Origin of the sequence: Dyella amyloliquefaciens (assembly GCF_004296575.1) — a bacterium.
Lineage (GTDB): Bacteria > Pseudomonadota > Gammaproteobacteria > Xanthomonadales > Rhodanobacteraceae > Dyella > Dyella amyloliquefaciens.
In genome coordinates this window covers 53,280-76,607 of sequence record NZ_SAYT01000006.1, presented here as the reverse complement: position 1 = coordinate 76,607, position 23,328 = coordinate 53,280, and the positions used below count along the sequence as shown (strand labels likewise).

Sequence of the window (23,328 nt, the reverse complement as noted above, 5' to 3'; positions counted from 1 at the left end):
TGCGACAGCATAACAAGCGTCGGGTGCACGGTTCGCTAGCCGGTGATCGCCGCCCCCAGCAAGTGCCCCACGAGATAGGTGATGACGCTTGCTGACAGCGTGATGCCAACCTGCCGCGCGATCGAGAACATCAGGCTTCGACCGGTGAACAGCGACGTGCCGAGCGCAATGAGCACCAGCCCGACGAAGGTCGAGGCAATGCTCGCCTCCAACGCCTGCGCGCCATGCAGCACGAAGTACGGTGCGACCGGGAAGATCGCGCCGAAGGCGAACAGACAGAACGAGGAGATCGACGCACTCCACGCCGAGCCGCCGAGGTCACCCGGATCCACGCCGAGATCCTCGCGCACCATGGTGTCGAGTGCAGCGCGCGGCGTATCCAGCAGGTGCTTGGCCAGCGCATCGGCGGCGTTGGCATCCAGGCCCTTGTCGCGATAGGTGCGCGCGAGGTAGTGCATGCCATCCTCGGGCGCGACGGCCAGGCGCTCCGCGCGTTCGGTGATCTGTGCCTGGTAGAACTCGCGCGAACTGTTCACCGACAGCCACTCACCCAATGCCATCGAGCAGGCGCCGGCCACCAGGCCGGCCAGGCCCGCCAGCAGCACGGCGTGGTCGCCGGTCGAAGCACCGGCCATGCCCATCACTAGACTGGTGTTGGAGACCAGCCCGTCATTGGCACCTAATACCGCCGCGCGCAGCGTATTGCCGCTCTGGGTGGCATGCCGCCCGTGCGGCATGGGCAGTGCATCGTCGGCGAAATGGTTGCGTTGACCCTGACGATCCACCGGCGTGGCCAGGTGATCGGCATGCTCCATGCGCACCACCGTGGGCATCACGAATTCGGTGCCGAAGCGCGCAGCGAGCCAGCTCAGTACCCGCACGCGCAAACCGGTGCGGGCCGGCGGCACGGCTTCGCCGTGTTCCTGCAGCCTCGCTTCCCAGAAACCCGCATTGGTCTGCTCGATATCCGCGATGCGGCGATAGGCCTTGGCGAGACGCTCGTTGCGCGCCAGCTTGGCCAGCCGTCCGTAGAGCACGGCGTTGTCGCGCTCGATGCGCAGGTTGCTGCGGAAACGCCGTGCACGGTGCGTGGTCATCCCGCTTCCCCTTGATTCATTCGTCCAGTTCTTCCTCGCGTTGGCCCAGATGGACCAGCGCGATCAACAATACGACCACGAAGCGGAAGGCCGCCTCGAGCCCGTTCCACTGCGTGGACATCCACATGCCGAACCACTCGCCACCTACGGCGATGAAGCCACCCAGCCACAACAACATGCCGGTGGTGATGCCAAGCACACCAAGCCGCTTGGCTCGATGAAAGGTCGCACTGCCCGCCGTGCGCGCTCGCCACAGGCGCCACGCACCCAGGCAGCACAGCACCGCCGCCACGGTTTCCACCGCGATGATCAGCGCGTAGGCCATGCGCTGCGCCCAAGGTGAAGTGATCGCGCGATAGTGAATGGCCGCGCCCGGAAAGATCGTGTCAATCGACAGCACGTGCTGCACGAACGGCCAGTTGCTGCCGTAGTCGGTGAGATTGCCGAAGGCCACCAGCGCCAGCCACAGCGCGATGGCGGCCATCAGCAGGATCTTGGAAAGGCGCACCACCATGGAGCGCCTCCCCTCAGCGTCCGAACAGCTTCTTGAAGCCGTTGTCGGTGAAGCCGACGCTGACCGACCCGTCCTCTTGCAGCACGACCGGACGACGCACCAGGGCCGGGTACTCCTTGAGCAGCAGCGTCCACTCCGGGTCGCTGCCCGGGTTCTTGCGCTGGGGCAACAGGTTGCGCCACGTGGTCGAGGACTTGTTCACCAGCTTCTCCCAGCCACCGAGTTGCTGCGCCCACGTCTTCAACGTGGTCGCCGCTACCGGGTTTGCCCGGTAGTCGACGAAGCTGTACGGCACCTCGAAGCGATCGAGCCAGTTGCGTGCCTTGCGGCAGGTATCGCAGGTGGTCAGGCCGTACAGGGTCACGCTCATTCGGCGCTCCGCAGCAGTTCGTTGATGCCAGTCTTGCTGCGCGTCTTCTCGTCCACCTGCTTGACGATGATCGCGGCATACAGGCTGTGCGTACCGTCCTTGGACGGCAGGCTGCCGGCCACCACCACGCTGCCCGCCGGCACGCGGCCGTAGCTGACTTCACCGGTGGCGCGGTTGTAGATGCGCGTGGACTGGCCCAGGAACACGCCCATGCCGATCACGCTGCCCTTCTCCACGATGACGCCTTCGACCACTTCCGAACGCGCACCGATGAAGCAGTTGTCCTCGATGATGGTCGGGTTGGCCTGCAGCGGCTCCAGCACACCGCCGATGCCCACGCCGCCGGACAGATGCACGCCCGCGCCGATCTGCGCGCAGGAGCCCACCGTGGCCCAGGTGTCGACCATGGTGCCCGCGCCCACGTAGGCGCCGATATTCACGTAGCTCGGCATCAGCACGGCGTCCTTGGCCACGTGCGCACCGCGACGCACCAGCGCGCCCGGCACCACGCGGGCGCCGAGGCCCTGCAGTTCGGCATCGTTGCCATGCGCAAAGCGCAGCGGCACCTTGTCGAACGCCAGCGCCGGACCACCGTCGACCACCTGGTTGCCGTTGATGCGGAAATACAACAGCACCGCCTTCTTGATCCACTGGTTCACCGTCCAGCCACCCTGGCCGTCAGGCTCGGCCACGCGACGCTCGCCGGATTCCAGCAGGTTGATGACCTGCTCGACCGCCGGGCGCAGATGCGTCTCGACTTCAGCCTGGGTAAGTTCGTTGCGACGCTCGAAGGCGTCATCGATGAGGGACTCGATGCTTTGCATGGATATTCGCGGGCTTATGGATACCCGTGAATGCTAATACATGGGGGGCCGTAAAGAGCAGTCGAAAACCCGGGAAATGAGCCTCACGTGGCAAGCCTTCCCCAGCGCATCGCCACCTTGGACCACGCGCCGTCAGGCCGCCTTGTTCGTTCCCAGCCGATCCATCAAGGCATGCAGCAGGCGGTCCTGCAGCACGACGCCCAGTGGCGCATCGTGGCGGTCGGTGATCAGGAAGAAGTCTTCCACGCGCTCGCCGAAGGTGGCGATGCGTGCATCGTGCACGCGTACGCCGGCCTCGAACATGGCCTGCGCCACGGCGGCAAGCAGGCCCGGACGATCGCTGCAGACCAGAGCCAGGCGTGTACGACCGCTCACCGTGCTGAAGGAGATTTTCGGCGTCACCTGGAAGTGCTTGAGATGACGCGACATGCTGCGTCGCGAAGGCTGGTGCACGTGACCGGGCTGCGACAGGGCCCGATGCAGGCGCTGCTTCAGTTCCTCGGCACGCTCGGGCGAGGCCGGCTGCTGCGAATCGGCCTCCAGCAGAAGGAAGGTATCCAGCGCCATGCGCGTGGAGGAGCTCAGGATGCGCGCCTCCATCACCGAAAAATGCAGGCGATCGAGCATGATCGCCACTGCGGCGAACAGGCCATCGCGGTCGGGCGTGTAGACGAACAATTCCGTCGTGCCACGCACCGATTGGGGATGTACCGCCACGAGCGGCGTCGCCCCCTTGGCCCCGAGTATCGCCGCCGTCTGCCAGGCGATCTGCTCGGGGTGATGGCGCAGGAAGCTCTGCTCCGGGAAGCCGCGCCAGGCGCGCGTGCATGCCTCAAGGTCGTACCCCTCCTTCGCCAGGATGGCCGACGCCTGCTCACGGCAGGCGGCCACGCGCGCTGCGGCATCGGACGGCAATTCGTCTTCGCTGCGCAGCGCATAGCGTGTGGCCGTATAGAGGTCCGCGAGCAGGCGGTCCTTCCAGCCGTTCCATAGCTTGGGGCTGGTACCGATGATGTCGGCGATGGTCAGCAGGTAGAGATAGTCCAGTCGCTCGGCGTCGCCGACGGTCTCGGCGAAACGCTGCACCACGTCGGGGTCGGTGATGTCCTGGCGTTGCGCCGTGGTGCTCATCAACAGGTGCCAGCGCACCAGCCATGCCACCAGCTGCGTGTCTTCCTCCGGCAGCCCGAGCCGACGACCAAATGCCAGCGCCTCTTCTTCGCCCAGCACGGAATGGTCGCCGCCACGCCCCTTGGCAATATCGTGGAACAGGCCCGCAAGCAGCAGCAGTTCCGGCTTGGGCAGGTTCGGCCAGATGCCGCAGGCGATGGGAAACTCGGAAGCTGCCGTCGGATCGGCGAAGCGCGCCATGTTGCGCAGGACGCGCAGCGTGTGCTCGTCCACCGTGTAGACGTGAAACAGGTCGTACTGCATGCGACCGAATACCTTGCCGAAGGCCGGCAGGATCGCGGCAAGCAATCCATGGCGATTCATGCGCCACATCGCCTCCACCGCCGGCGCTCCCAGGCGCAACAGGCGATGAAATGCAGCCAGTACTTCCGGATCGTCGGCCAGCGAACCATCCAGCACGGCCGACGCCTGATGCATGCGACGCATCGTTTCGGCCGTAAAGCCGGTGATGCCCGGCTCGCCAAGCCGCGCGATGAAGGCTTCCACCAACGCAGCGGGCCGGCGCATGAAGATATCCGGGTCGCGCACCGCGATACGCCTGCCGTAGCGGACGAAGTCTTCGCCCACGGGCCGGGGATCGGTCGGCGGCTCCAGCATTTCCTCGAAGCGCTCGGCAATCTGCACGCCCAGCCGTTCCACCTGGCTGGCAGCGCGGTAATAGCCCTGCATGAACTGCTCGACGCCGAGGTTTTTCTCGTGCTCGTCCCGGAACCCGAGGCTGGCTGCCAAGGCGCGCTGGTAGTCGAACAGCAGGCGCTCCTCGGCGCGCCCCGCTTCCAGATGCAGCGCAAAGCGATAACGGCGCAGCGTGGCTTCCGATTGTTCCAGCGAATCCTTCTCCGCCGGATCAAGCAACCCTTCGGCGACCATGTCGTCGAAATCGTCCGCGTGCGCAAGGCGCCGTCCGAGCCAGCGCAGCGAATCGAGCGTGCGCAAACCGCCCGGGCCATCCTTCAGGTTTGGCTCCAGGTTGTAGGCGGTGTCGTTGTAGCGGGCGTGGCGTGCATCGCGCTCAGCCAGTCGCACCTTGAGATAGGCAGCGGGCGGCCACAGCGCCGGATCATTGATGATCGCCTTGAGCCCCTCCTCCATCGCGGCATCACCGACCAGTCGCCGCGCGTCCAGCAGGCTGGTGAAGACGGTTGCATCCTGTGCTGCCAGCGAACGGCATTGCGCGAGATCGCGCACCGCGTGCCCGACCTTGAGCCCGATATCCCACAACGTGGCGAAGCATTGCTCCAGCGCCCGCAATCGCGCCGGCTCGGAAGGTCCGACCAGCGCCAACAGGTCGACATCGGAATGGGGAAACAACAGACCGCGACCAAAACCGCCCACGGCGAACAGCGCCGCATCGTTCACGTCACCCAGGCAAGCCGTCCAAACATGCACCACGATGCGCTGCACCGACTCGCTGCGTCGATGGGCCAACGCGGTGGCATCGGCGCCATCACGGAATGCCGTGGCCAGCGAGCGATTCACGTCCCCGAGCAACTGACGCAAGGCCCGACGCGCATCGCTCGACACTCCCGAACGCGGCACGGCGAGAGGCAGTCGAGGCAACGGAGGCAGCACGATCGGAGCGACGGGCATGGTCAGCGGACGCGTGTGGCAGTGCAGCAAGTCTGCCATGCATAGCGGCTAGAAGCAGTCATGTGGTGATGAAATTGGAGGAGAAGCTTTGGATGTCGACGGAAGCCCGCCCCCCCCCCCAACCCTCTCCCCAAAAGGGCGAGGGGCAAGTGAAGGACCGGGGCGATGCTCAAAGCGGCCTTAAGTCCTCAGCGCCATGGCGCGTTGCGGAGTAGCCACGAGTTGGCGGCGGAGGCGGTCGCAATCCGGGCCCAGGATCCTTCAAAGCTCTTCCTTGCATAACGCTGCCAGCTCTTCAGGCCATTTTCTTTGGGTTACTTTTCTTTTGGGCTAGCAAAAGAAAAGTGACTCGAGCTCCCCACGGGGACTAGCTGCGCGTCGCCGGCAGGAGATCAAAACGCCCGCCGCGTCCCGCGGGGACTTCCTTCGGTCGTAGGCGGCCAGCTAGCGGTAGCGCATCAAGGAGAAGCCGAGCCTTGGTTCCCAGCTTGGTTGAAGGCGGAGGCGAGACCCGCACCCTCTCCCCACCCCTCTCCCGCAGGGAGAGGGAGCCACAGCTCGCACCCAGAGAGGCGCCTGATGCGCCTGTCGTGCACAGAGTGAGCTTTCAAAGGTCACAGCGTTGGCGAAAACGCCACGCACATCCGAAAAAAAGAAGGGCCGCCGAAGCGACCCTTCCCATAACCTAACCTCACGCCGCATCCGGCCAAGGCGTCAAAATCTCAAACCCGTCATCCGTCACCGCGATGGTGTGCTCCCACTGCGCCGACAACGAATGGTCCTTGGTAACAACGGTCCAGCCGTCCGGCAGCTGCTTGGTCTGCGGCTTGCCGGCGTTGATCATCGGCTCGACCGTGAAGGTCATGCCCTTCTTCAGCTCCAGGCCGGTGCCCGTGCGGCCGTAATGCAGCACCTGCGGCTCGTCGTGGTAGACCTTGCCGATGCCGTGGCCGCAGTACTCACGGACCACCGAGAAACCTGCGGCCTCCGCGTGCTTCTGGATCGCCGCGCCAATGTCGCCCAGCGTCGCGCCCGGGCGCACCGCCTGGATGCCGTGCATCATCGCCTCGTAGGTGGTGTCCACCAGGCGCTTGGCCAGCACCGAAGGGGTGCCGACGAAATACATGCGGCTGGTGTCGCCGTGCCAGCCGTCCTTGATGACGGTGACATCGAGATTGATGATGTCGCCGTCCTTCAGCACCTTGGCCGGGCTCGGGATGCCGTGGCAGATCACGTGGTTGACCGAGGTGCACAGGGTCTTGGGAAAGCCGTTGTAGCCCACGTTGGCGGGAATGGCCTTCTGCACCTTGGTGATGTGCTCATAGGCGAGCCGGTCCAGGTCCTCGGTGGTGACACCGGGCTTCACGTGCTCTTTGAGCATAGCCAGAACTTCCGCGGCCAGCTTGCCGGCGTCGCGCATGGACTGGATGTCTTCGGGGGTTTTGAGGGTAACTGCCATAGCTCTGCTCATATGGCGGCAGTTGTCCGGAAATCCAGCAACTTGCCGCGCTGCCGGCGCACCGGCTACAATTTCGAAGTTTTGCTGACCCGACCTGTCCGTTTCAACGGGCAAATGCGGTAGTCGCAAAGCGAGGGAGATTGTAACCGCGTTGCGGCACAAGCCCCACAAGTCCTTGATTGGACACTTAAATCGCCACACACGTATCGGCACCGCCTTCGGGGTGCCTTGGCCAACCCTCCACATCATACGGGTTGCCGGGGTCGAAGTCGGGGATGCGTGGAGGTCCCAACCCCTGGGCCTAGCCGGCCCAACAATCGGAGTTTTACCCATGGCACAAGTCACCATGCGCCAGATGCTCGAAGCTGGCGTGCATTTCGGTCACCAGACCCGTTACTGGAACCCGAAGATGGCCCCGTTCATCTTTGGCGCCCGCGGCAAGATCCACATCATCAACCTCGAGAAGACGCTGCCGCTCTTCACCGATGCGATGAACTTCCTCTCGGCGATCGCGCAGAAGCGCGGCACCGTGCTGTTCGTCGGCACCAAGCGTTCGGCCCGTGAGCCGTTGGCCGAAGAAGCCGCACGCGCCGGCATGCCGTTCGTCACCGCCCGCTGGCTCGGTGGCATGCTGACCAACTTCCGCACCGTGAAGCAGTCGGTTGCCCGCCTGAAGGAACTGGAAGCCGCCGAGACCGACGGTTCGTTCGACCGCCTGGTCAAGCACGAAGTGCTGGCCCGTCGTCGCGAGCGCGACAAGCTGATGAACTCGCTGGGCGGCATCAAGGACATGAACCGTCTGCCGGACGCCCTCTTCATCATCGACATCGGTCATGAAGACATCGCCGTGCAGGAAGCCAAGAAGCTCGGCATCCCGGTCATCGCCGTGGTCGATACCAACTACAACCCGGAACTGGTCGACTACGCCATCCCGGGCAACGACGACGCCATCCGCGCCATCCAGCTGTACGCCCGCGCTGCCGCTGACGCCATCCTGGAAGGCAAGGCCGCTGCGCCGGCTGCCGCCCAGGGCGACGCCAACGAATTCGTCGAACTCGACGAAGAAGGCAACCCGATCGCCAAGGATGAGCGCAAGGCTGCCCCGCGCCGTGACGACCGCAACAACCGCGGCCCGGCCAAGAAGGGCGCTGGCGCGCCGCGTCGTGACGGTGGTCGCGGTGGCCGCGGCGGCCGCAACGACGAGTCGTCGGACGGCGAGTAAGCCTTACCTGCCCCGGCCCGCAAGGGTCGGGGCGCATCAAAGCTTTTGAGGAACCCAGATGACTGCTATCACCGCAAAACTGGTTAGCGAACTGCGCGAGCGCTCCGGCGCCGGCATGATGGATTGCAAGAAGGCGCTGGTCGAGAACAACGGCGACATCGACGCCGCTGTGGAATACCTGCGCAAGACCGGCCTGGCCAAGGCCGACAAGAAGGCTGACCGCGTCGCCGCCGAAGGCCGCATCGCCACCGCCCAGGCCAACGGCCAGGCCGTGCTGGTCGAAGTGAACAGCGAGACGGACTTCGTCGCCAAGGCGCCGAACTTCATCCAGTTCACCAACGACATCGCCGCTGCCGTGCTGGCTTCGGGCGCTGCCGACATCGACGCCGCCAAGGCTGCCGCCTTCCCGGGCGCCGACAACGTCGAGTCCGCCGCCAAGGCCCAGACCGCCACCATCGGCGAGAAGATCGAAGTGCGCCGCGTGGCTCGCGTCGCGAATGATGGCCCGCTGGCCACCTACTCGCACGGCGGCAAGATCGGCGTGATCGTGGCACTCAAGGGCGGCTCGGAAGAGCTGGCCAAGGGCATCGCCATGCACGTCGCCGCCATGAACCCGCCGCACATCAAGCCGGAGCACGTGCCGGCCGAGTTCGTCGCGAAGGAAAAGGAAATCGCGCTGAGCCAGATGACCGAGAAGGACAAGGCCAAGCCGGCCGAGATCCTCGAGAAGATCATCTCGGGCAAGATCAACAAGATCGTGTCGGAAGTGACCCTCGTCGGCCAGCCGTACGTGCTTGACACCAACACCACCGTGGGCGACGTCCTGAAGAAGGAAGGCGCTGACGTCGTGGCCGTGGTTCGTCTGGCCGTGGGCGAAGGCATCGAGAAGGTGCAGGAAGACTACCTGGCCGAAGTCGCCAAGGCGATGCAGGGCTAAGTACCTCGCTTCATGCAACATCGAAAAAGCCGCGGGAAACCGCGGCTTTTTTGTTGTCTGATCAACGCAGGCCCGAATCCAGGTCCGCGCGATGATGCGTGCCCGACACGTTGAAGCCGAACAGGCTGCGCTGGCCGCGCAATTCCATCTCGACCCGGTGCCCCGGGAAAGATGCGTAGTAGGACGAACGGACGCATAGATGGCCAGGCATGGCCTGCTCCAGGCGCCAACCTTCGGCCTGGTAATGGCACTGCCGTCCGTACTGGCGCTCCAGCCGCAGCGTCACCACTTCCGCGTGGGTCACGCCGAACAGCCGGGTGTAGGCGCCTGCGGCCCCATGCACCAGCGCCATCCACAGGAAGCCACCGGCGGCCGCGAAGGTCAGCGGCAACAGCAGCACCAGCTCCGACCGGCCAACCGCGTACCCGGGCCGGGGGCTACAGAGGAGCCGCCACGCCAGCCACCCCGTCAACAGGGCGGCAAGTACGGCCGACACACCCAGGCCCCACCAGGGCAACCAGTCGTCCGGAATGAAATCGTTCCAGTATCCGTAGGCCGCAAGCGCCAGCACCGCAATCATCGAATGGTGAACGACGCGGCGACCCAGCGTCGGGTTCTCGTTGCCGAAGTAATGCGTGCGCCAACCCATGACCAGCCTCCCTGCCCCTGGAAATGCACTCGATGCTAACCGCTAAGCCACGCAAGTCTTACAGGCATGCGTCGCTGTCGCTACAATGCGGCGGTTTGCATCACACAATCCGGAGACCCCATGAGCGCACCGCTTAAATATCGTCGCATCCTGCTCAAACTCTCCGGTGAAGCCCTGATGGGCGAGGCCGACTACGGCATCGACCCCAAGGTGATCGGCCGCCTGGCCGACGAAATCATCGAAGTACAAAAGGCCGGCATCCAGATCGGCGTAGTCATCGGCGGCGGCAACATCTTCCGTGGCGCAGGCCTCGCGGCCGCGGGCATGGATCGCGTCACCGGCGACCACATGGGCATGCTCGCCACCGTGATGAACGCGCTGGCCATGCAGGACGCCATCGAACGTCGCGGCGGTTTTGCCCGCGTGATGAGCGCCATTCAGATCCACGACGTCGCCGAGGACTTCATCCGTCGCCGCGCGATCCGCCATATCGAAAAGGGCCGCATCGTGCTGTTCGCCGCCGGCACCGGCAACCCGTTCTTCACCACGGATTCGGCTGCCGCGCTGCGTGCGGTGGAAGTGGGCGCGGACCTGCTACTCAAGGCCACCAAGGTCGACGGCGTCTACACCGCCGACCCGCACCGCCACGCCGACGCCACCCGCTACGACCACCTCACCTACGACCAGGTGATCGAGCGCAAGCTGGCCGTGATGGACACCGCCGCCATCGCACTGTGCCGCGACCATCACATGCCGCTGCGCATCTATGACATGACGGTGGGGGGCAACCTCATGCGCCTCATGCAGGGCGAATCGATCGGCACCATCGTCTCCGACAACTGAGCCCCTTGCTCCCTCTCCCCCTTGGGCGACGCGAAGCTAGTCCCCGTGGGAGAGAGGGCTGGGGTGAGGGGCATTCTTGCCGTAGTGCAACATCGGAGCCGAGCCGGGGTAAAGCGCCACCGCGGGTACCCTCACCGCCATCGCCCCCGACGGTTCACCCGCATCCTCCCTCCCCCGCACGAACCAGCCTTGCATGACCCCGGCAGGGATACGCGGACGAGCCAAACCCCAATGCCCCATAGCCCCCTGCTATACTCGCGGGCTTGCACGGTTCAAGGGGTGTACCCATGCTCAACGACATCAAGAACGATGCCCAGACCCGCATGGGCAAGAGCATCGACTCGCTCAAGCACAGCCTGGTGCGCCTGCGCACAGGTCGCGCCAGCACCGCCCTGGTCGATGGCATCAAGGTGCCCTACTACGGTTCAGACATGCCGCTGAACCAGGTGGCCACGGTCGCGCTGGGTGATTCGCGCTCCATCATCATCACCCCGTTCGAGAAGACCCTGGTGGCGCCGATCGAGAAGGCCATCATGGCCTCGGATATCGGCATCACGCCGAATACCGCCGGCACCACCATCCGCCTCAACATGCCGCCGCTCACCGAAGAGCGTCGCCGCGAGCTGGCCAAGCACGTGGCGCATGAAGGCGAGGAAGCGAAGATCGCCATCCGCAACGTGCGCCGCGACGCCATGCAGCAGGTGAAGGATCTGCTCAAGGAAAAGCTGATCACCGAGGACGACGAGCGCAAGGCCGAGGACGAGATCCAGAAGCTCACCGACCGCTTCGTGAAGGACGTCGATGCCGTCGTCAAGCAGAAGGAAGAGGAGCTGATGGCGCTCTGAGGAGCGTCATCGACCTCTCACCATGACCAGCGCCGATTCCGCGCGGATACCGCGCCACATTGCCATCGTGATGGATGGCAACGGCCGCTGGGCAAAACTTCGCCACCGACCGCGCACCTTTGGCCACAACGCAGGCCGCAAGGCCGTACGCAACGTGGTCGAAGGTTGCCTGCGCCAGGGCGTCAAGGTACTCACCCTCTTCGCGTTCTCCAGCGAGAACTGGAAACGTCCGGAGGACGAGGTCGGCGCGCTGATGGAATTGTTCGTGCGCGCGCTCGACAAGGAAGTGGACGAGCTGCATGGCAACGGCGTGCGCATCCGCTTCGTGGGCGACCTCAACGCCTTCGACAACGGCCTGCGCCAGCGCATGCTGGGCGCGATGGCGCGCACGGCCGGCAATGATGCACTGCACCTCAACATCGCCGTGAACTACGGTGGCCGCTGGGATATCGTGCAGGCGGCACGCAAGGCTGCCGAATCCGTAGCTCGTGGCGAACTGCGTGCCGACGAGATCGACGAGAAGCTGCTGGGCCACTGGATGTGCCTCGCCGAGCTGCCGCCGCTGGATCTGTTCATCCGCACTGGCGGCGAATGCCGCGTGAGCAACTTCCTTTTGTGGCAGCTGGCCTACGCAGAACTGCATTTCACCGATACCCTGTGGCCTGACTTCGATCAGGCGTGTCTCACGAACGCCATCGACGATTACGCCCGCCGCGAACGCCGCTATGGCAAGACCGGCGAACAAGTCGCCCAGAAAAAGGGTTAACCAAGGAACCGCATGCTGCTTCAGCGCACCCTCACCGCCTTGCTGCTCGCTCCGTTGGTGATCGCACTGATCCTGCTGACGCCGATCTGGCTGTTTGCCCCTATCGTCGCCATCGCCTTCCTTGCGGCGATGTGGGAGTGGACCCGACTGTCGGGCCTCAAGGAGGTCGCGCCGCGTATCAGCCTGCTGGTGCTCACGGCCATCCTGTTTGCGCTGTGCTGGTACGCCCTCGGCACGATCGGCTGGGCTGCGGTGATGGGTATCGGCGTCGCCTGGTGGATCGTGGTCGGCCAGTGGTTGCGCCACTTCGCCTTCGGCGCAGCACCGACGCGCGAAAACTGCCTGATGAAACTGGGCGCCGGCCTGCTGGTGATCGTGCCGGCCTGGGTGGCGGTGGTGTCCATCCACGGCTCCGGTGAGAACGGCCACTGGTGGACCCTGCTTGCCCTGTTCATCGTCTGGGCCGCCGACATCGGCGCCTACTTCAGTGGCCGCATGTTCGGCCGCCGCAAGCTCGCCCCCACCATCAGCCCGGGCAAGACCTGGGCCGGCGTGTATGGTGCTTTCGTGGCCGGCGCGCTGGTCACCGTGGCCGGCGGAATGATGCTCGGTGTCGAAGGCGGCAAGCTGGTCGGTTTGCTTGTGCTGTCGGTGCTGACGGTGATCGCCTCCATCGTGGGCGACCTGCTGGAAAGCCTGATGAAGCGCCACGCCGCCGTAAAGGATTCGGGCAACCTGTTCCCGGGCCATGGCGGCCTGCTTGACCGCCTCGACAGCGTGTTCGCCGCCCTGCCCGTCTTCGCCGCAGGCAAGTTGCTGTTGGGCCTATGAGCAGTACCGCACTTCGCAAGGTAGCTGTCCTGGGAGCCACCGGCTCCATTGGCGGCAGCACGCTCGATGTGATCGCACGTCACCCCGAGCGATTCCGCGCCACCGTGTTGACCGCGCACAGCAATGTCGCGGCACTGGCTGAACTTTGCGTGCGGCATCGCCCGGATCTCGCGGTCATCGCAGACGCTGCGCTCGAGGGCGAGCTTGCCCGTCGTCTCGCGGCTGCAGGCGTCAATTGCGATATCGCGAGCGGCCACGACGCGATCACTGCCGCGGTGTCGGGCTCGCTGTGCGACACGGTGGTTGCCGCCATCGTCGGCGCGGCCGGCCTCGATTCCACGTTGGCCGCTGCCCGCACGGGCAAGCGCCTGCTGCTCGCCAACAAGGAATCCATCGTGATGGCCGGGCCGCTGCTGCTGGAGGCCCTGGCGGTCGGCGGCGGCGAGCTGATTCCGGTCGACTCCGAACACAATGCCATCTTCCAGTGCCTGCCGGGCGGCCGGCCGGACCTGAAGGGCCATGGCGTACGCCGCCTGATCCTCACCGCTTCCGGTGGCCCGTTCCGTGGCCGTACACGCGCCGAACTTGCCGGAGTGACGCCGGAACAGGCCTGCAAGCACCCGAACTGGGTGATGGGTCGCAAGATTTCGGTGGATTCGGCCACGCTGATGAACAAGGGCCTCGAGGTGATCGAGGCACATCATCTGTTCGGTGCGACACCGGACAGCATCGACGTGCTGGTGCACCCGCAAAGCCTGGTGCATTCGCTGGTGGAGTACGTCGACGGTTCGGTGCTTGCGCAATTGGGCAACCCCGACATGCGCACCGCCATCGCCCATGCGCTGGCCTGGCCCAACCGCGTGGCAGCCGGCGTATCGCCGCTCGATCTCGCCTCCTCCGCGCCACTGGCGTTCGAGCAGCCGGACCTGGGCACCTTCCGCTGCCTGGCGCTCGCTTTCCAGGCGCTGCGTGCCGGCGGGGACGCTCCCGCGATCCTCAATGCCGCGAACGAGGTGGCGGTGGAAGCTTTCCTGGCCGGTGGCCTGCCCTTCCTCGGCATCGCCGATCTTGTCGAGAGCGTTCTTGCGGAACTGCCGTCGCAAGCTGTGGTCGATGTCCAGACTCTGAATGAACGCGACCGGTCGGCCCGCGAAGCCGCACGCCGCATTCTCCGCAACGCCTGCTGACAAGCCTGATAAGCTCTTACCGATGAATACTCTTCTTGGATCCGTGTTTTGGTTGCTGGTCACGCTTGGCGTGCTGGTGACCTTTCACGAATTCGGCCACTACTGGGTCGCCCGCCGCTGCGGCGTCAAGGTCCTCCGTTTCTCGGTGGGCTTCGGCAAAGCCATCTGGAAGCGCATCGGCAAGGACGGCACCGAATATCAGGTGGCCGTGATTCCGCTCGGCGGCTACGTGAAGATGCTCGACGCCCGCGAAGGCGACGTCGACCCTGCGCTCGCCGGCCAGGAATTCACCGGCAAGCCGGTATGGCAGCGCATCGCGATCGTCGCGGCGGGCCCTGCCTTCAATCTGATTTTTACCATCGTCGCTTTCTGGCTCATGTTCATGCTGGGCAAGCCGGACTTCGCCCCGCTGGTGACCGCTACGCCGCAAAGCCTGGCGGCCGAGGCCGGCATTCATCAGGGTGATCGCGTGCTGCGTATCGACGGCAAGCCGGTGGCGACGTGGAGCGATTCGCTGGATGCCGTGGCCAACGCCATGCTGGGTCGCGAACCCCTGCCGATGGACGTGCGTGGCACCGACGGCGCCGAGCGCCACGTGGTACTGCCGCTGCAGGAGCTGCCGGCTGGCCAGGGCATCGACCAGTACCTGGACAAGCTGGGCCTCAAGCCCGCGCCGCTGCCCGCCATCGCGGCCATCGTCGCCGAGGGCGATCCGGCCCAGGCGGCTGGCATGCGGGGCGGCGATCGCCTGCTGAGCGTCAACGGCAAGCCGGTGGCGGATTTCGAAGCCTTCGGCGAACTGGTGCGCGATGAAGCCGCCAAGTCGCCCACGCTGACCGTCGCCATCGAACGCGCCGGCCAGCCCAAGACGCTGACGATCACCGCCATCAAGAAATCCTACGAGGGCCATCCCGCCCAGTGGCTGATCGGCATCCGCCCGCCGCAGCCCGAAGAGGCGTTGGTGCGCTATGGGCCGGTCAAGGCCTTCGGCGCCTCCCTCAGCACCACCTGGGACCGCGCTGCCTCGATCTTCAACATGATCGGCAAGATGCTCAGCGGGCAGGCCTCCACCAAGAACCTTTCCGGCGTGATCGGCATCGCCCAGGTGGCCAATGCCTCGGCCAGCATGGGCGCCACCTGGTTCATCGAGTTCCTGGCGCTGGTGTCGCTCAGCCTGGCTGTTCTCAACCTCATGCCGATCCCCGTCTTGGACGGGGGTCACCTGCTGTATTACCTTATCGAGTTGGTCAAGGGCAGCCCCTTAAGCGAACGCGCAATGATGGCCGGTCAGTATGTCGGCCTGATCCTGCTGTTTACGTTGATGGGACTGGCTTTCTACAACGACATCCATCGCTTCCTGCCCTCGTGACGCGCGCTGACCTTGTCGAGAGTCGCGCTGTGTCCGGGGGCAAGACGTACCTGCGGTGTAAGCCGCAGGCACAGAGCGATGGTTGACCCGCTGCATCCGGGGAAGATGCAAGCACCCTTTCAAGGCTGGGCTCGTCCTGGCTTCACGCATTGATCGGGGCGGCTTCCGGGCCGCCTGATCGGAATAATAAACAACGGAATCGACGATGAAGCGTATCGCCGCTCTGATCTTGCTTGCCTCACTGTCCGCCAACGCACTCGCTTTCGAGCCGTTCGTCGTTTCCGATATCCGTATCGACGGCCTCAGCCGCATTTCCCAGGGTACGGTGCTCAACTACCTGCCCATCAACAAGGGTGACCGCCTGACCAACGACGGTGCGCAGCGCGCCATTCGTGCCCTGTACCAGACCAAGTTCTTCAGCGACGTGGAAGTCGACCGCGAAGGCGACATCATGGTCATCAAGGTGATCGAGCGCCCCTCGATCGCCAAGCTGAACATCCGCGGCAACAAGGACATCAAGGAAGAGGACCTGCGCAAGGGCCTGAAGGAGATCGGCCTGTCGGAAGGTGAAACCTTCGACCGCCTGTCGCTGGATCGCGTGCAGCAGGAACTGGTGCGCCAGTACTACAACCGAGGCAAGTACAACGTGTCGGTCGATCCGCACGTGACCAACCTCGATCGCAACCGCGTCGCCATCGATATCGAGATCCGCGAAGGCAAGGTCGCGAAGATCAAGGAAATCAATATCGTCGGCAACAAGGCGTTTACCGACAAGGACATCCGCACGGGCTTCGAGTCGGATACGTCCAACTGGCTGTCCTGGTACTCCAAGGACGACCAGTACTCGCGCGAAAAGCTCAGCGGCGACCTCGAGAAGCTGCAGTCGTACTACATGGACCGCGGCTACGCCGACTTCGGCGTGGACTCCACGCAGGTCACCATCGCCCCCGACAAGCGCACGATGTACATCGCCGCCAGCGTGAAGGAAGGCGACATCTACACCATCTCCGACGTGCACCTGCTCGGCGAGCTGATCCTGCCGGAAGAATCGCTGCACCAGCTGGTGTACGTGCACAAGGGCGACACCTTCAACCGCAAGGCGATCGAAGCCAGCACCAACTCGATCAAGAGCATCCTGGCCAGCATCGGTTATGCGTTCGCCAAGGTGACGCCGGTGCCGAAGCTGGACAAGGACAAGCGCACCGTCGACCTCACGCTCTACATCGAACCGGGCAAGCGCGTGTACGTGCGCCGCGTGATCTTCCAGGGCAATACCCGCACGGAAGACGATGTGATGCGCCGCGAAATGCGCCAGCTGGAAGGCAGCTGGTTCTCGCAGCCTGCCATCGACCGTTCGAAGATCCGCCTGCAGCGCCTGGGCTACTTCAAGACCGTCACCATCGACAAGGCCCTGGTGCCCGGCACCGAGGACCAGGTCGACCTGACCGCGAAGGTGGAAGAGCAGTCCGCCGGCAGCCTGATGTTCGGCGTGGGCTACTCGCAGTACTCGGGCATCATCCTGTCCGCGTCGGTGTCGCAGAACAACTTCCTCGGCACGGGTGACAGCTTCACCGTGGGCGCGTCGCGCAGCGACTACTCCACCTCGATCAACGCGAGCTACTTCAACCCGTACCTCACCGACAGCGGCGTGGGTATCGGTTACAACGCCGGCTACACCAAGAGCAACTACGCGAACACCAACAGCGACTTCGTGAACTACGAAAGTTCGATGAAGTCGTTCTCGAGCTTCCTGAGCTTCCCGATCTCGGAAACGGACAACATCCGTACCGGCCTGGGCATCAGCAGCAACAAGATCAATCTCGCGTACGACGTGATCGACACGACGGGTGCCGTCACGACGGTGAACTACTCGCCGCAGATCATGATCGACTACCAGAATGCGTTGGGGCACAAGACCATCCATACCTGGGACGCCACGATCGGCTGGACCCATGACACCCGCAACGGTTACTGGGCACCCACGCGCGGCGGCATGATCTCGCTGTCGACCGACATCGCGCTGCCGGGCTCGACCGTGCAGTACTACAAGATCTTCGGTGAAGCGAACCACTACTGGCCGATCGGCAAGGGCTTCGTGCTGTACCTGGACGGCCAGGTCGGTTACGGCAAGGCCTATGGCCAGACGTTCGACTACGACGGCGGCACCAGCTTCAAGGCGGGCGACCCGGTCACCTTCCCGTTCTGGGAGAACTACTACTCCGGTGGTGTGCGCGACGTTCGCGGCTTCCAGGACAACACGCTCGGTCCCCGCGTGTGTACCGGCACGAACGCCGACGGCTCGCCGATCCTGCCCAACAAGGACGGTACGTGTACGGGCGGCTACTACTCCTACGCGCAGCCGATCGGCGGTGCGTTCAAGGTGCTGGGCACGGCCGAGCTGTACCTGCCGCTGCCGTTCCTCAAGGACATCAACACGGCACGCGTGTCGTGGTTCGTCGACGTCGGCAACGCCTACCAGGACTACCAGAGCTTCACCGCCAAGACGCTGCGCGTCTCCACCGGTGTCTCGCTGCACTGGCAGGCTCCGATCGGCCCGCTGATCATCAACTTCGCCGTGCCCCTGCGCACGCAGGCTGACGACAGCCACTACGAGGAACGCATCCAGTTCACCTTCGGCAGCCAGTTCTAATGGTCTAGCCGTCGGCCTGGAATGGCCCTCGGAAAGAAGGCGCGGCCCTGCCGCGCTTTCTTTTTTTATGCGTCGGGTGACGCCTCCCCCTACAATGGCCCGATTGCAGGGAGCCAAGCATGAGCGTTTTCAAAACCACGGTGTCCGAGCTGGCCGAGCGCTTCGGCCTCGCCTTCCATGGTGAAGGCGATCGGGTCATCGATGGCGTGGGCACGCTGGCCGGCGCAGGCCCCAGCCAGCTGAGCTTCCTTTCCAACAGCAAGTACGCCTCGCAGCTCGCCGCCACCCGTGCCGGCGTGGTGGTCATGCGCGAGGAAAACGTCGCCGATAGCCCCGCCGCCGCGCTGGTGGCGCGCGACCCCTACGTGGCCTACGCCAAGATCGCCGCGCTGTTCGAGCAGCTGCCGGCCTCGCCCCAGGGCATCCATCCCTCGGCCGTGGTGGCGCCAACCGCGCGCGTTGCGCCCACCGCCAGCATCGGCCCCGGTTGCGTCATCGAAGACGGCGCGGTGGTGGAGGACGGGGTGATCCTCGGTCCCCACTGCATCATCGGCACGGACTGCACGGTCGGCGCACAGTCGCGACTGGTCGCGCGCGTCACCCTGGTGATCCGCGTCACCCTCGGCAAGCGCGTACTGGTCCACCCGGGCGCCGTGATCGGCTCGGACGGCTTCGGCCTTGCCTTTGATCGCGACCACTGGATCAAGCTGCCCCAGCTGGGTGGCGTGCGCATCGGCGACGATTGCGAGATCGGCGCCAATACCACCATTGACCGCGGCGCCCTGGACGATACGGTGCTGGAAGAAGACGTCCGCCTGGACAACCAGATCCAGATCGCCCACAACGTGACTATCGGCGCGCACACCGCCCTGGCCGGCTGCGCCGCGGTGGCCGGCAGCGCCAAGATCGGCCGTTATTGCATGATTGGCGGCAACGCCGGGGTGCTGGGCCATCTGGAAGTGGCCGACCGGGTTACCATTACCGCCAAGAGCCTGGTCACGCACTCCATACGCGAGGCCGGTGAATATTCCTCGGGCGTTCCGCTGCAGGAAAACCGACTGTGGCGCCGCAATGCGGCCCGATTCAAGCATCTCGACGAATACGTGCGCCGGCTCTCGGCGCTGGAGAAGGACAACAACAATGAGTGACCTCACCGTGCCCTTCCATCTTCCGGTGACTGTGGAACACATCCAGCAACTGCTGCCGCACCGCTACCCGTTCCTGCTGGTCGATCGCGTGATCGAGCTGGTGCCGGACAAGAGCGTGGTGGCCCTCAAGAACGTCACCATCAACGAGCCGTTCTTCCAGGGTCACTTCCCCGGCCACCCGGTCATGCCGGGCGTGCTGATCGTGGAGGCGATGGCGCAGGCCGCCGGCCTGCTCACTCAAATTTCCAGCCGCCTGAAGGGCAACACCGGCAGCCCGCTGTTCTACCTGGCCAAGGTGGACAACGCGCGCTTCAATGCCCCGGTAGTACCGGGCGACCAGCTGCGCCTCGAAGTGACGCTCAAGCGCCTGCTGCGCAGCATGGGTCTGTTCGAAGCGCGCACCATGGTCGGTGACAAGGAAGTGGCCAGCTGTGAGCTGATGTGCGCCGCGAGGTCGGAGAAATGATCCACCCCACCGCGCAGATCGATCCGTCTGCCGTCATCGCCAACAACGTCAGCATCGGCGCGTTCAGCGTGATCGGTGCGGACGTGCACATCGGCGAAGGCACGGTGATTGGACCGCACGTGGTGATCGAGGGCCCGACGCGCATCGGCAACGACAATCACATCAGCCAGTTCGCCTCGCTCGGCGGCGCGCCGCAGGACAAGAAGTTCAAGGGCGAGCGCACGGAGCTGGTGATCGGCGATCGCAACCAGATCCGCGAATTCGTCACGATCAACCGTGGCACGGGTGATGGCGGCGGTGTCACGCGGATCGGCAACGACAACTGGCTGCTCGCTTACGTGCACGTCGCGCACGACTGCCAGATCGGCAACAACACGGTGTTCTCCAACTACTCCGCCCTCGCCGGGCACGTCGAAGTGGGTGACTGGGTGGTGATGGCCGGTTTCTCGGGCGCACACCAATTCTGCAAGGTCGGCGCGCACGCCTTCATCGGCATGGGCTGCCTGCTCGGCTCGGACGTGCCGCCGTTCGTGATGATGGCGAACGAGCAGCGCGGACGCCCGCGTGGCATCAACAGCGAAGGCCTCAAGCGCCGCGGCTTCGATGCCTCGCGCATCTCCGCCATCAAGCGCGCCTACCGCACGCTGTACATGGCAGGCCTCACGCTGGCCGATGCGCGCGAACAGCTGGTGTCGCAGGCAGCGGACAGTGAAGACGTCCGCGCCATGCTCGAGTTCCTCGACCGCAGCGAGCGCTCGCTGGCACGCTGACACGGGTGGCTGGCGGCGGCTTCGTTCCCCGCCAGCTCATCGAGACGGAGGTTGCCTTTGATCCCGAGCTTTCATGATGCCTCCCGCTGAGTCGGCCAACGCTCCCCTCCTTGCCCTGATCGCCGGCGAAGACTCCGGCGACCAGCTCGGCGCCGATCTCATCGTCGCCTTGCGTCGCCGTTATCCCGATGCACGGTTCATCGGCATCGGCGGCGCGCGCATGCAGGCGGCCGGCTTCGAGTCCTGGTACGACATCAAGGAGCTGTCGCTGTTCGGCTTTGTCGAGGTGATCTCACACCTGCCGCGCCTGCTGCGGCTGCGCAAGGAACTGGTCGCCCGCCTGATCGCGGCAAAGCCTGCAGTGGTGGTCGGTATCGATGCGCCGGATTTCAACCTCGGCGTGGAGAAGCGCCTGCGTGAAGCAGGCCTGCGCACCGTGCACTACGTCAGCCCGTCGGTCTGGGCGTGGCGCGAGAAACGCGCGGAGAAGATCGGTCGCAGCGCTGACCGCGTGCTGTGCCTGTTCCCGATGGAGCCGCCGATTTACGCGCGGCATGGCGTCGATGCCCGTTTCGTCGGACACCCGCTGGCGGATCGCTTCGCCATGGTGTCCGATCGCGCCGGCGCACGTGATTTCCTGCAGTTGCCGCACAACGTGCCCGTGCTGGCGGTGCTCCCGGGCAGTCGTGCATCGGAGATCAAGCAACTGGGCAAGAGTTTCATCGATGCCGCACGCAAGGTGGCCGCCGCAATGCCGGGACTGCGTGTCATCGTGCCTGCCGCCAACGAGCGCGTGCACGCCACGCTGAAAACCCTGATGGGCGACGCCAACGGCGACGACGCCCCACGGCTGCTCGACGGCCACGCTCACGAAGCCATGCTGGCAGCTGACGTCGTACTGCTGGCTTCCGGTACGGCGGCCCTCGAGGCAATGCTGGCCAAGCGCCCCATGGTGGTGGGTTACCGCGTCTCGCCGGTGAGCTACCGCATCGCGCGCATGCTTAACATGCTGAAGACGGACGTCTACTCGCTGCCGAACATCCTCGCCCGCGCCGGCGGCATGGGCGAGAAGGTCGTGCTCGTACCCGAGCTGATGCAGGACGACTTCACGCCGGACAAGCTCGCCGAGGCGACGCTAGGGCTGTTCCAGGACAGCGAGCGCCGTGGCGCCATTGTGAGCGCCTTCGAGCAGCTGCATCACGCCCTGCGCGGCAACCTCGAAAGCCACGCCGGCGACATGGCGGCGGATGCCGTGGCGGAGCTGGTGGAGAGCACCCGTGGCTAACCCGAAGCCCCGTACGAAGGTTTCGTCGCCGCCTGTCGCGTCGATCGACACGGTGATTCGTCTCATTGCCGGCGTCGACGAAGCAGGCCGCGGGCCGCTGGCCGGTCCCGTCGCCGTGGCAGCGGTGATCCTCGATCCGGCGCGACCGATCGCCGGACTGAACGACTCCAAGAAGCTCACGGAAGCAAAACGCGAAGCGCTCTACCCGCAGATCATCGAGAACGCGCTCGCGTATAGCGTGGTGCTGGTGACCGCGGATGAGATCGACCGCATCAATATTTTCCAGGCCACCATGACCGGCATGTGCCGAGCGCTCGCGGGCTTGAATCCGTCGGCCCACGAAGCATGGATCGATGGCAATGCGTTGCCACGCGAACTGCCCTGCCCCGGTCGTGCCATCGTCGGCGGCGACGCACTGGAACCTGCCATCAGCGCCGCGTCCATTCTTGCCAAGGTGAGTCGCGACCGATGGATGGTTGCGCTGGATCAGGAGCATCCCGGTTACGGGTTCGCCGAGCACAAGGGCTATCCCACGCCCGTGCATCTCGAAGCTCTCAAGCGCCTGGGGCCTTGCCCCCAGCACCGCCGCAGTTTTGCGCCGGTAAAGCTGCTGGTGGACCAGGGCGTGCTGTTCTGATCATCAGGTGATTGGACGTCCAAACGGACTCCGCGCGCATCGCCTGCAAGCATCAACGGGGCCAAAAGCATAAGGGTCGAGGCATGCCCTATGGCCCACGTCATGTGCATGCAACGGAGCTAAAGTACCTTCGACTTCGCAAAAGGCCGTGACCTGCGACGCGACCTGTGCAAAGTCAGGAAAACGGCGGCCGACATCGCCCTCTCGAACATCCGCGATACGGCTCTCCACCGAGGCAACCTTTTTTGCCGCCGCTGCATCCGAAGAGATACAGGAAACGAAGTCACCGGGCCGCCCAAGTGCCGAGCCCACGCCAAGCAACCGTTACGCCTGATCCTGCGGCACGGTGCACTTCTTCGAGGCATGGACGCATCGGTCGACCCGCACGTTCCCCGCCGTGCGGCCCGAAAGCACAACGCGTGCAAATACCGCAGGAGTGATGTCATGACGCTTCCCAACCGCCCGCGCGACTTCACACCGTCGCCCGACAGTCATCCCATCGAAGCGCCCGTGGAATTCCTTTCCCCCGAGGAGCTCACGGCCATCGTGGAAACCGAGCACCGGCATGTGGACTACGATCGCCACCCGCTGTCAGTACGTGGCCTGGACCACTATATCGAAGGCCCACTCGGCGATGGACGCTTCCATATCTCAGGTTGATTGAGAACATCGGCGGCG

General features: G+C 64.8%; 22 protein-coding genes. 15 read left to right on the top strand and 7 right to left on the bottom strand.

The window, feature by feature from the left end:
- Positions 1-35: 35 nt before the first annotated feature.
- From EPB08_RS15275 to map, 6 genes are all read right to left on the bottom strand, one after another.
- Complete coding sequence (locus EPB08_RS15275) at positions 36-1,097, bottom strand: VIT1/CCC1 transporter family protein (RefSeq protein ID WP_130619980.1); 1,062 nt, start codon at positions 1,095-1,097, stop codon at positions 36-38.
- A 16-nt stretch (positions 1,098-1,113) separates the two neighbouring features.
- The gene (locus EPB08_RS15270) at positions 1,114-1,611 is read right to left on the bottom strand and encodes a DUF2165 family protein (protein ID WP_130619979.1); all 498 of its coding nucleotides are present in this window, start codon (positions 1,609-1,611) and stop codon (positions 1,114-1,116) included.
- Positions 1,612-1,624: 13 nt separating this feature from the next.
- Positions 1,625-1,981, bottom strand: a complete 357-nt coding sequence (locus EPB08_RS15265; protein ID WP_130619978.1) for a Spx/MgsR family RNA polymerase-binding regulatory protein — start codon at positions 1,979-1,981, stop codon at positions 1,625-1,627.
- Positions 1,978-2,805, bottom strand: a complete 828-nt coding sequence (dapD, locus tag EPB08_RS15260) for a 2,3,4,5-tetrahydropyridine-2,6-dicarboxylate N-succinyltransferase (protein ID WP_130619977.1) — start codon at positions 2,803-2,805, stop codon at positions 1,978-1,980. Before dapD ends, EPB08_RS15265 begins: the two co-directional genes overlap by 4 nt.
- Before the next feature lie 132 nt (positions 2,806-2,937).
- On the bottom strand, positions 2,938-5,586 hold the full coding sequence (gene glnD / locus EPB08_RS15255; protein WP_130620095.1) for a [protein-PII] uridylyltransferase: 2,649 nt from the start codon (positions 5,584-5,586) through the stop codon (positions 2,938-2,940).
- Between the two features lie 691 nt (positions 5,587-6,277).
- Positions 6,278-7,045, bottom strand: coding sequence for a type I methionyl aminopeptidase (gene map, locus EPB08_RS15250; RefSeq protein ID WP_130619976.1), 768 nt, complete (start codon positions 7,043-7,045; stop codon positions 6,278-6,280).
- A 331-nt stretch (positions 7,046-7,376) separates the two neighbouring features.
- Here map and rpsB point away from each other — a divergent pair, with 331 nt between their 5' ends.
- Positions 7,377-8,267 (top strand): 30S ribosomal protein S2, encoded by an 891-nt coding sequence (rpsB, locus tag EPB08_RS15245; RefSeq protein ID WP_130619975.1) that lies wholly within the window; start codon positions 7,377-7,379, stop codon positions 8,265-8,267.
- A gap of 58 nt (positions 8,268-8,325) precedes the next feature.
- Positions 8,326-9,204 carry a translation elongation factor Ts gene (tsf, locus tag EPB08_RS15240; protein WP_130619974.1) on the top strand — a complete coding sequence of 293 codons (879 nt, stop codon included), beginning with the start codon at positions 8,326-8,328 and terminating at the stop codon, positions 9,202-9,204.
- A 61-nt stretch (positions 9,205-9,265) separates the two neighbouring features.
- Here tsf and EPB08_RS15235 read toward each other — a convergent pair whose 3' ends face one another.
- Positions 9,266-9,853, bottom strand: a complete 588-nt coding sequence (locus tag EPB08_RS15235) for a hypothetical protein (protein WP_130619973.1) — start codon at positions 9,851-9,853, stop codon at positions 9,266-9,268.
- A gap of 120 nt (positions 9,854-9,973) precedes the next feature.
- On the opposite strand from EPB08_RS15235, the gene pyrH reads away from it, so the two are divergent.
- The 13 genes from pyrH to EPB08_RS15170 all read left to right on the top strand — a co-directional run bounded on the left by pyrH (position 9,974) and on the right by EPB08_RS15170 (position 23,310).
- A complete protein-coding gene (pyrH, locus tag EPB08_RS15230; protein WP_130619972.1) occupies positions 9,974-10,696 on the top strand; it encodes a UMP kinase in 723 nt (240 codons plus the stop codon).
- Between the two features lie 287 nt (positions 10,697-10,983).
- Positions 10,984-11,541 carry a ribosome recycling factor gene (frr, locus tag EPB08_RS15225; protein ID WP_130619971.1) on the top strand — a complete coding sequence of 186 codons (558 nt, stop codon included), beginning with the start codon at positions 10,984-10,986 and terminating at the stop codon, positions 11,539-11,541.
- 22 nt (positions 11,542-11,563) lie between these two features.
- Positions 11,564-12,307 carry a polyprenyl diphosphate synthase gene (gene uppS, locus EPB08_RS15220; protein WP_130619970.1) on the top strand — a complete coding sequence of 248 codons (744 nt, stop codon included), beginning with the start codon at positions 11,564-11,566 and terminating at the stop codon, positions 12,305-12,307.
- A gap of 12 nt (positions 12,308-12,319) precedes the next feature.
- Positions 12,320-13,138 (top strand): phosphatidate cytidylyltransferase, encoded by an 819-nt coding sequence (locus EPB08_RS15215; RefSeq protein WP_130619969.1) that lies wholly within the window; start codon positions 12,320-12,322, stop codon positions 13,136-13,138.
- A complete protein-coding gene (locus EPB08_RS15210) occupies positions 13,135-14,325 on the top strand; it encodes a 1-deoxy-D-xylulose-5-phosphate reductoisomerase (RefSeq protein WP_130619968.1) in 1,191 nt (396 codons plus the stop codon). The genes EPB08_RS15215 and EPB08_RS15210 overlap by 4 nt, the downstream gene beginning before the upstream one ends.
- 22 nt (positions 14,326-14,347) lie before the next feature.
- A complete protein-coding gene (gene rseP, locus EPB08_RS15205) occupies positions 14,348-15,694 on the top strand; it encodes an RIP metalloprotease RseP (protein WP_130619967.1) in 1,347 nt (448 codons plus the stop codon).
- Positions 15,695-15,899: 205 nt separating this feature from the next.
- A complete protein-coding gene (bamA, locus tag EPB08_RS15200; RefSeq protein WP_130619966.1) occupies positions 15,900-18,344 on the top strand; it encodes an outer membrane protein assembly factor BamA in 2,445 nt (814 codons plus the stop codon).
- Between the two features lie 119 nt (positions 18,345-18,463).
- On the top strand, positions 18,464-19,492 hold the full coding sequence (gene lpxD, locus EPB08_RS15195) for a UDP-3-O-(3-hydroxymyristoyl)glucosamine N-acyltransferase (protein WP_130619965.1): 1,029 nt from the start codon (positions 18,464-18,466) through the stop codon (positions 19,490-19,492).
- Positions 19,485-19,958: a 3-hydroxyacyl-ACP dehydratase FabZ gene (gene fabZ, locus EPB08_RS15190; RefSeq protein ID WP_130619964.1), complete on the top strand. Its 474-nt coding sequence runs from the start codon at positions 19,485-19,487 to the stop codon at positions 19,956-19,958. The genes lpxD and fabZ overlap by 8 nt, the downstream gene beginning before the upstream one ends.
- Positions 19,955-20,728: an acyl-ACP--UDP-N-acetylglucosamine O-acyltransferase gene (gene lpxA / locus EPB08_RS15185; RefSeq protein ID WP_130619963.1), complete on the top strand. Its 774-nt coding sequence runs from the start codon at positions 19,955-19,957 to the stop codon at positions 20,726-20,728. The genes fabZ and lpxA overlap by 4 nt, the downstream gene beginning before the upstream one ends.
- Before the next feature lie 76 nt (positions 20,729-20,804).
- Entirely contained in the window at positions 20,805-22,013 is a 1,209-nt protein-coding gene (gene lpxB / locus EPB08_RS15180) for a lipid-A-disaccharide synthase (protein WP_130620094.1), read from the top strand.
- Positions 22,006-22,650: a ribonuclease HII gene (gene rnhB / locus EPB08_RS15175; protein ID WP_425598262.1), complete on the top strand. Its 645-nt coding sequence runs from the start codon at positions 22,006-22,008 to the stop codon at positions 22,648-22,650. Before lpxB ends, rnhB begins: the two co-directional genes overlap by 8 nt.
- A 444-nt stretch (positions 22,651-23,094) precedes the next feature.
- The gene (locus tag EPB08_RS15170) at positions 23,095-23,310 is read left to right on the top strand and encodes a hypothetical protein (RefSeq protein ID WP_130619961.1); all 216 of its coding nucleotides are present in this window, start codon (positions 23,095-23,097) and stop codon (positions 23,308-23,310) included.
- Positions 23,311-23,328 lie beyond the last annotated feature (18 nt).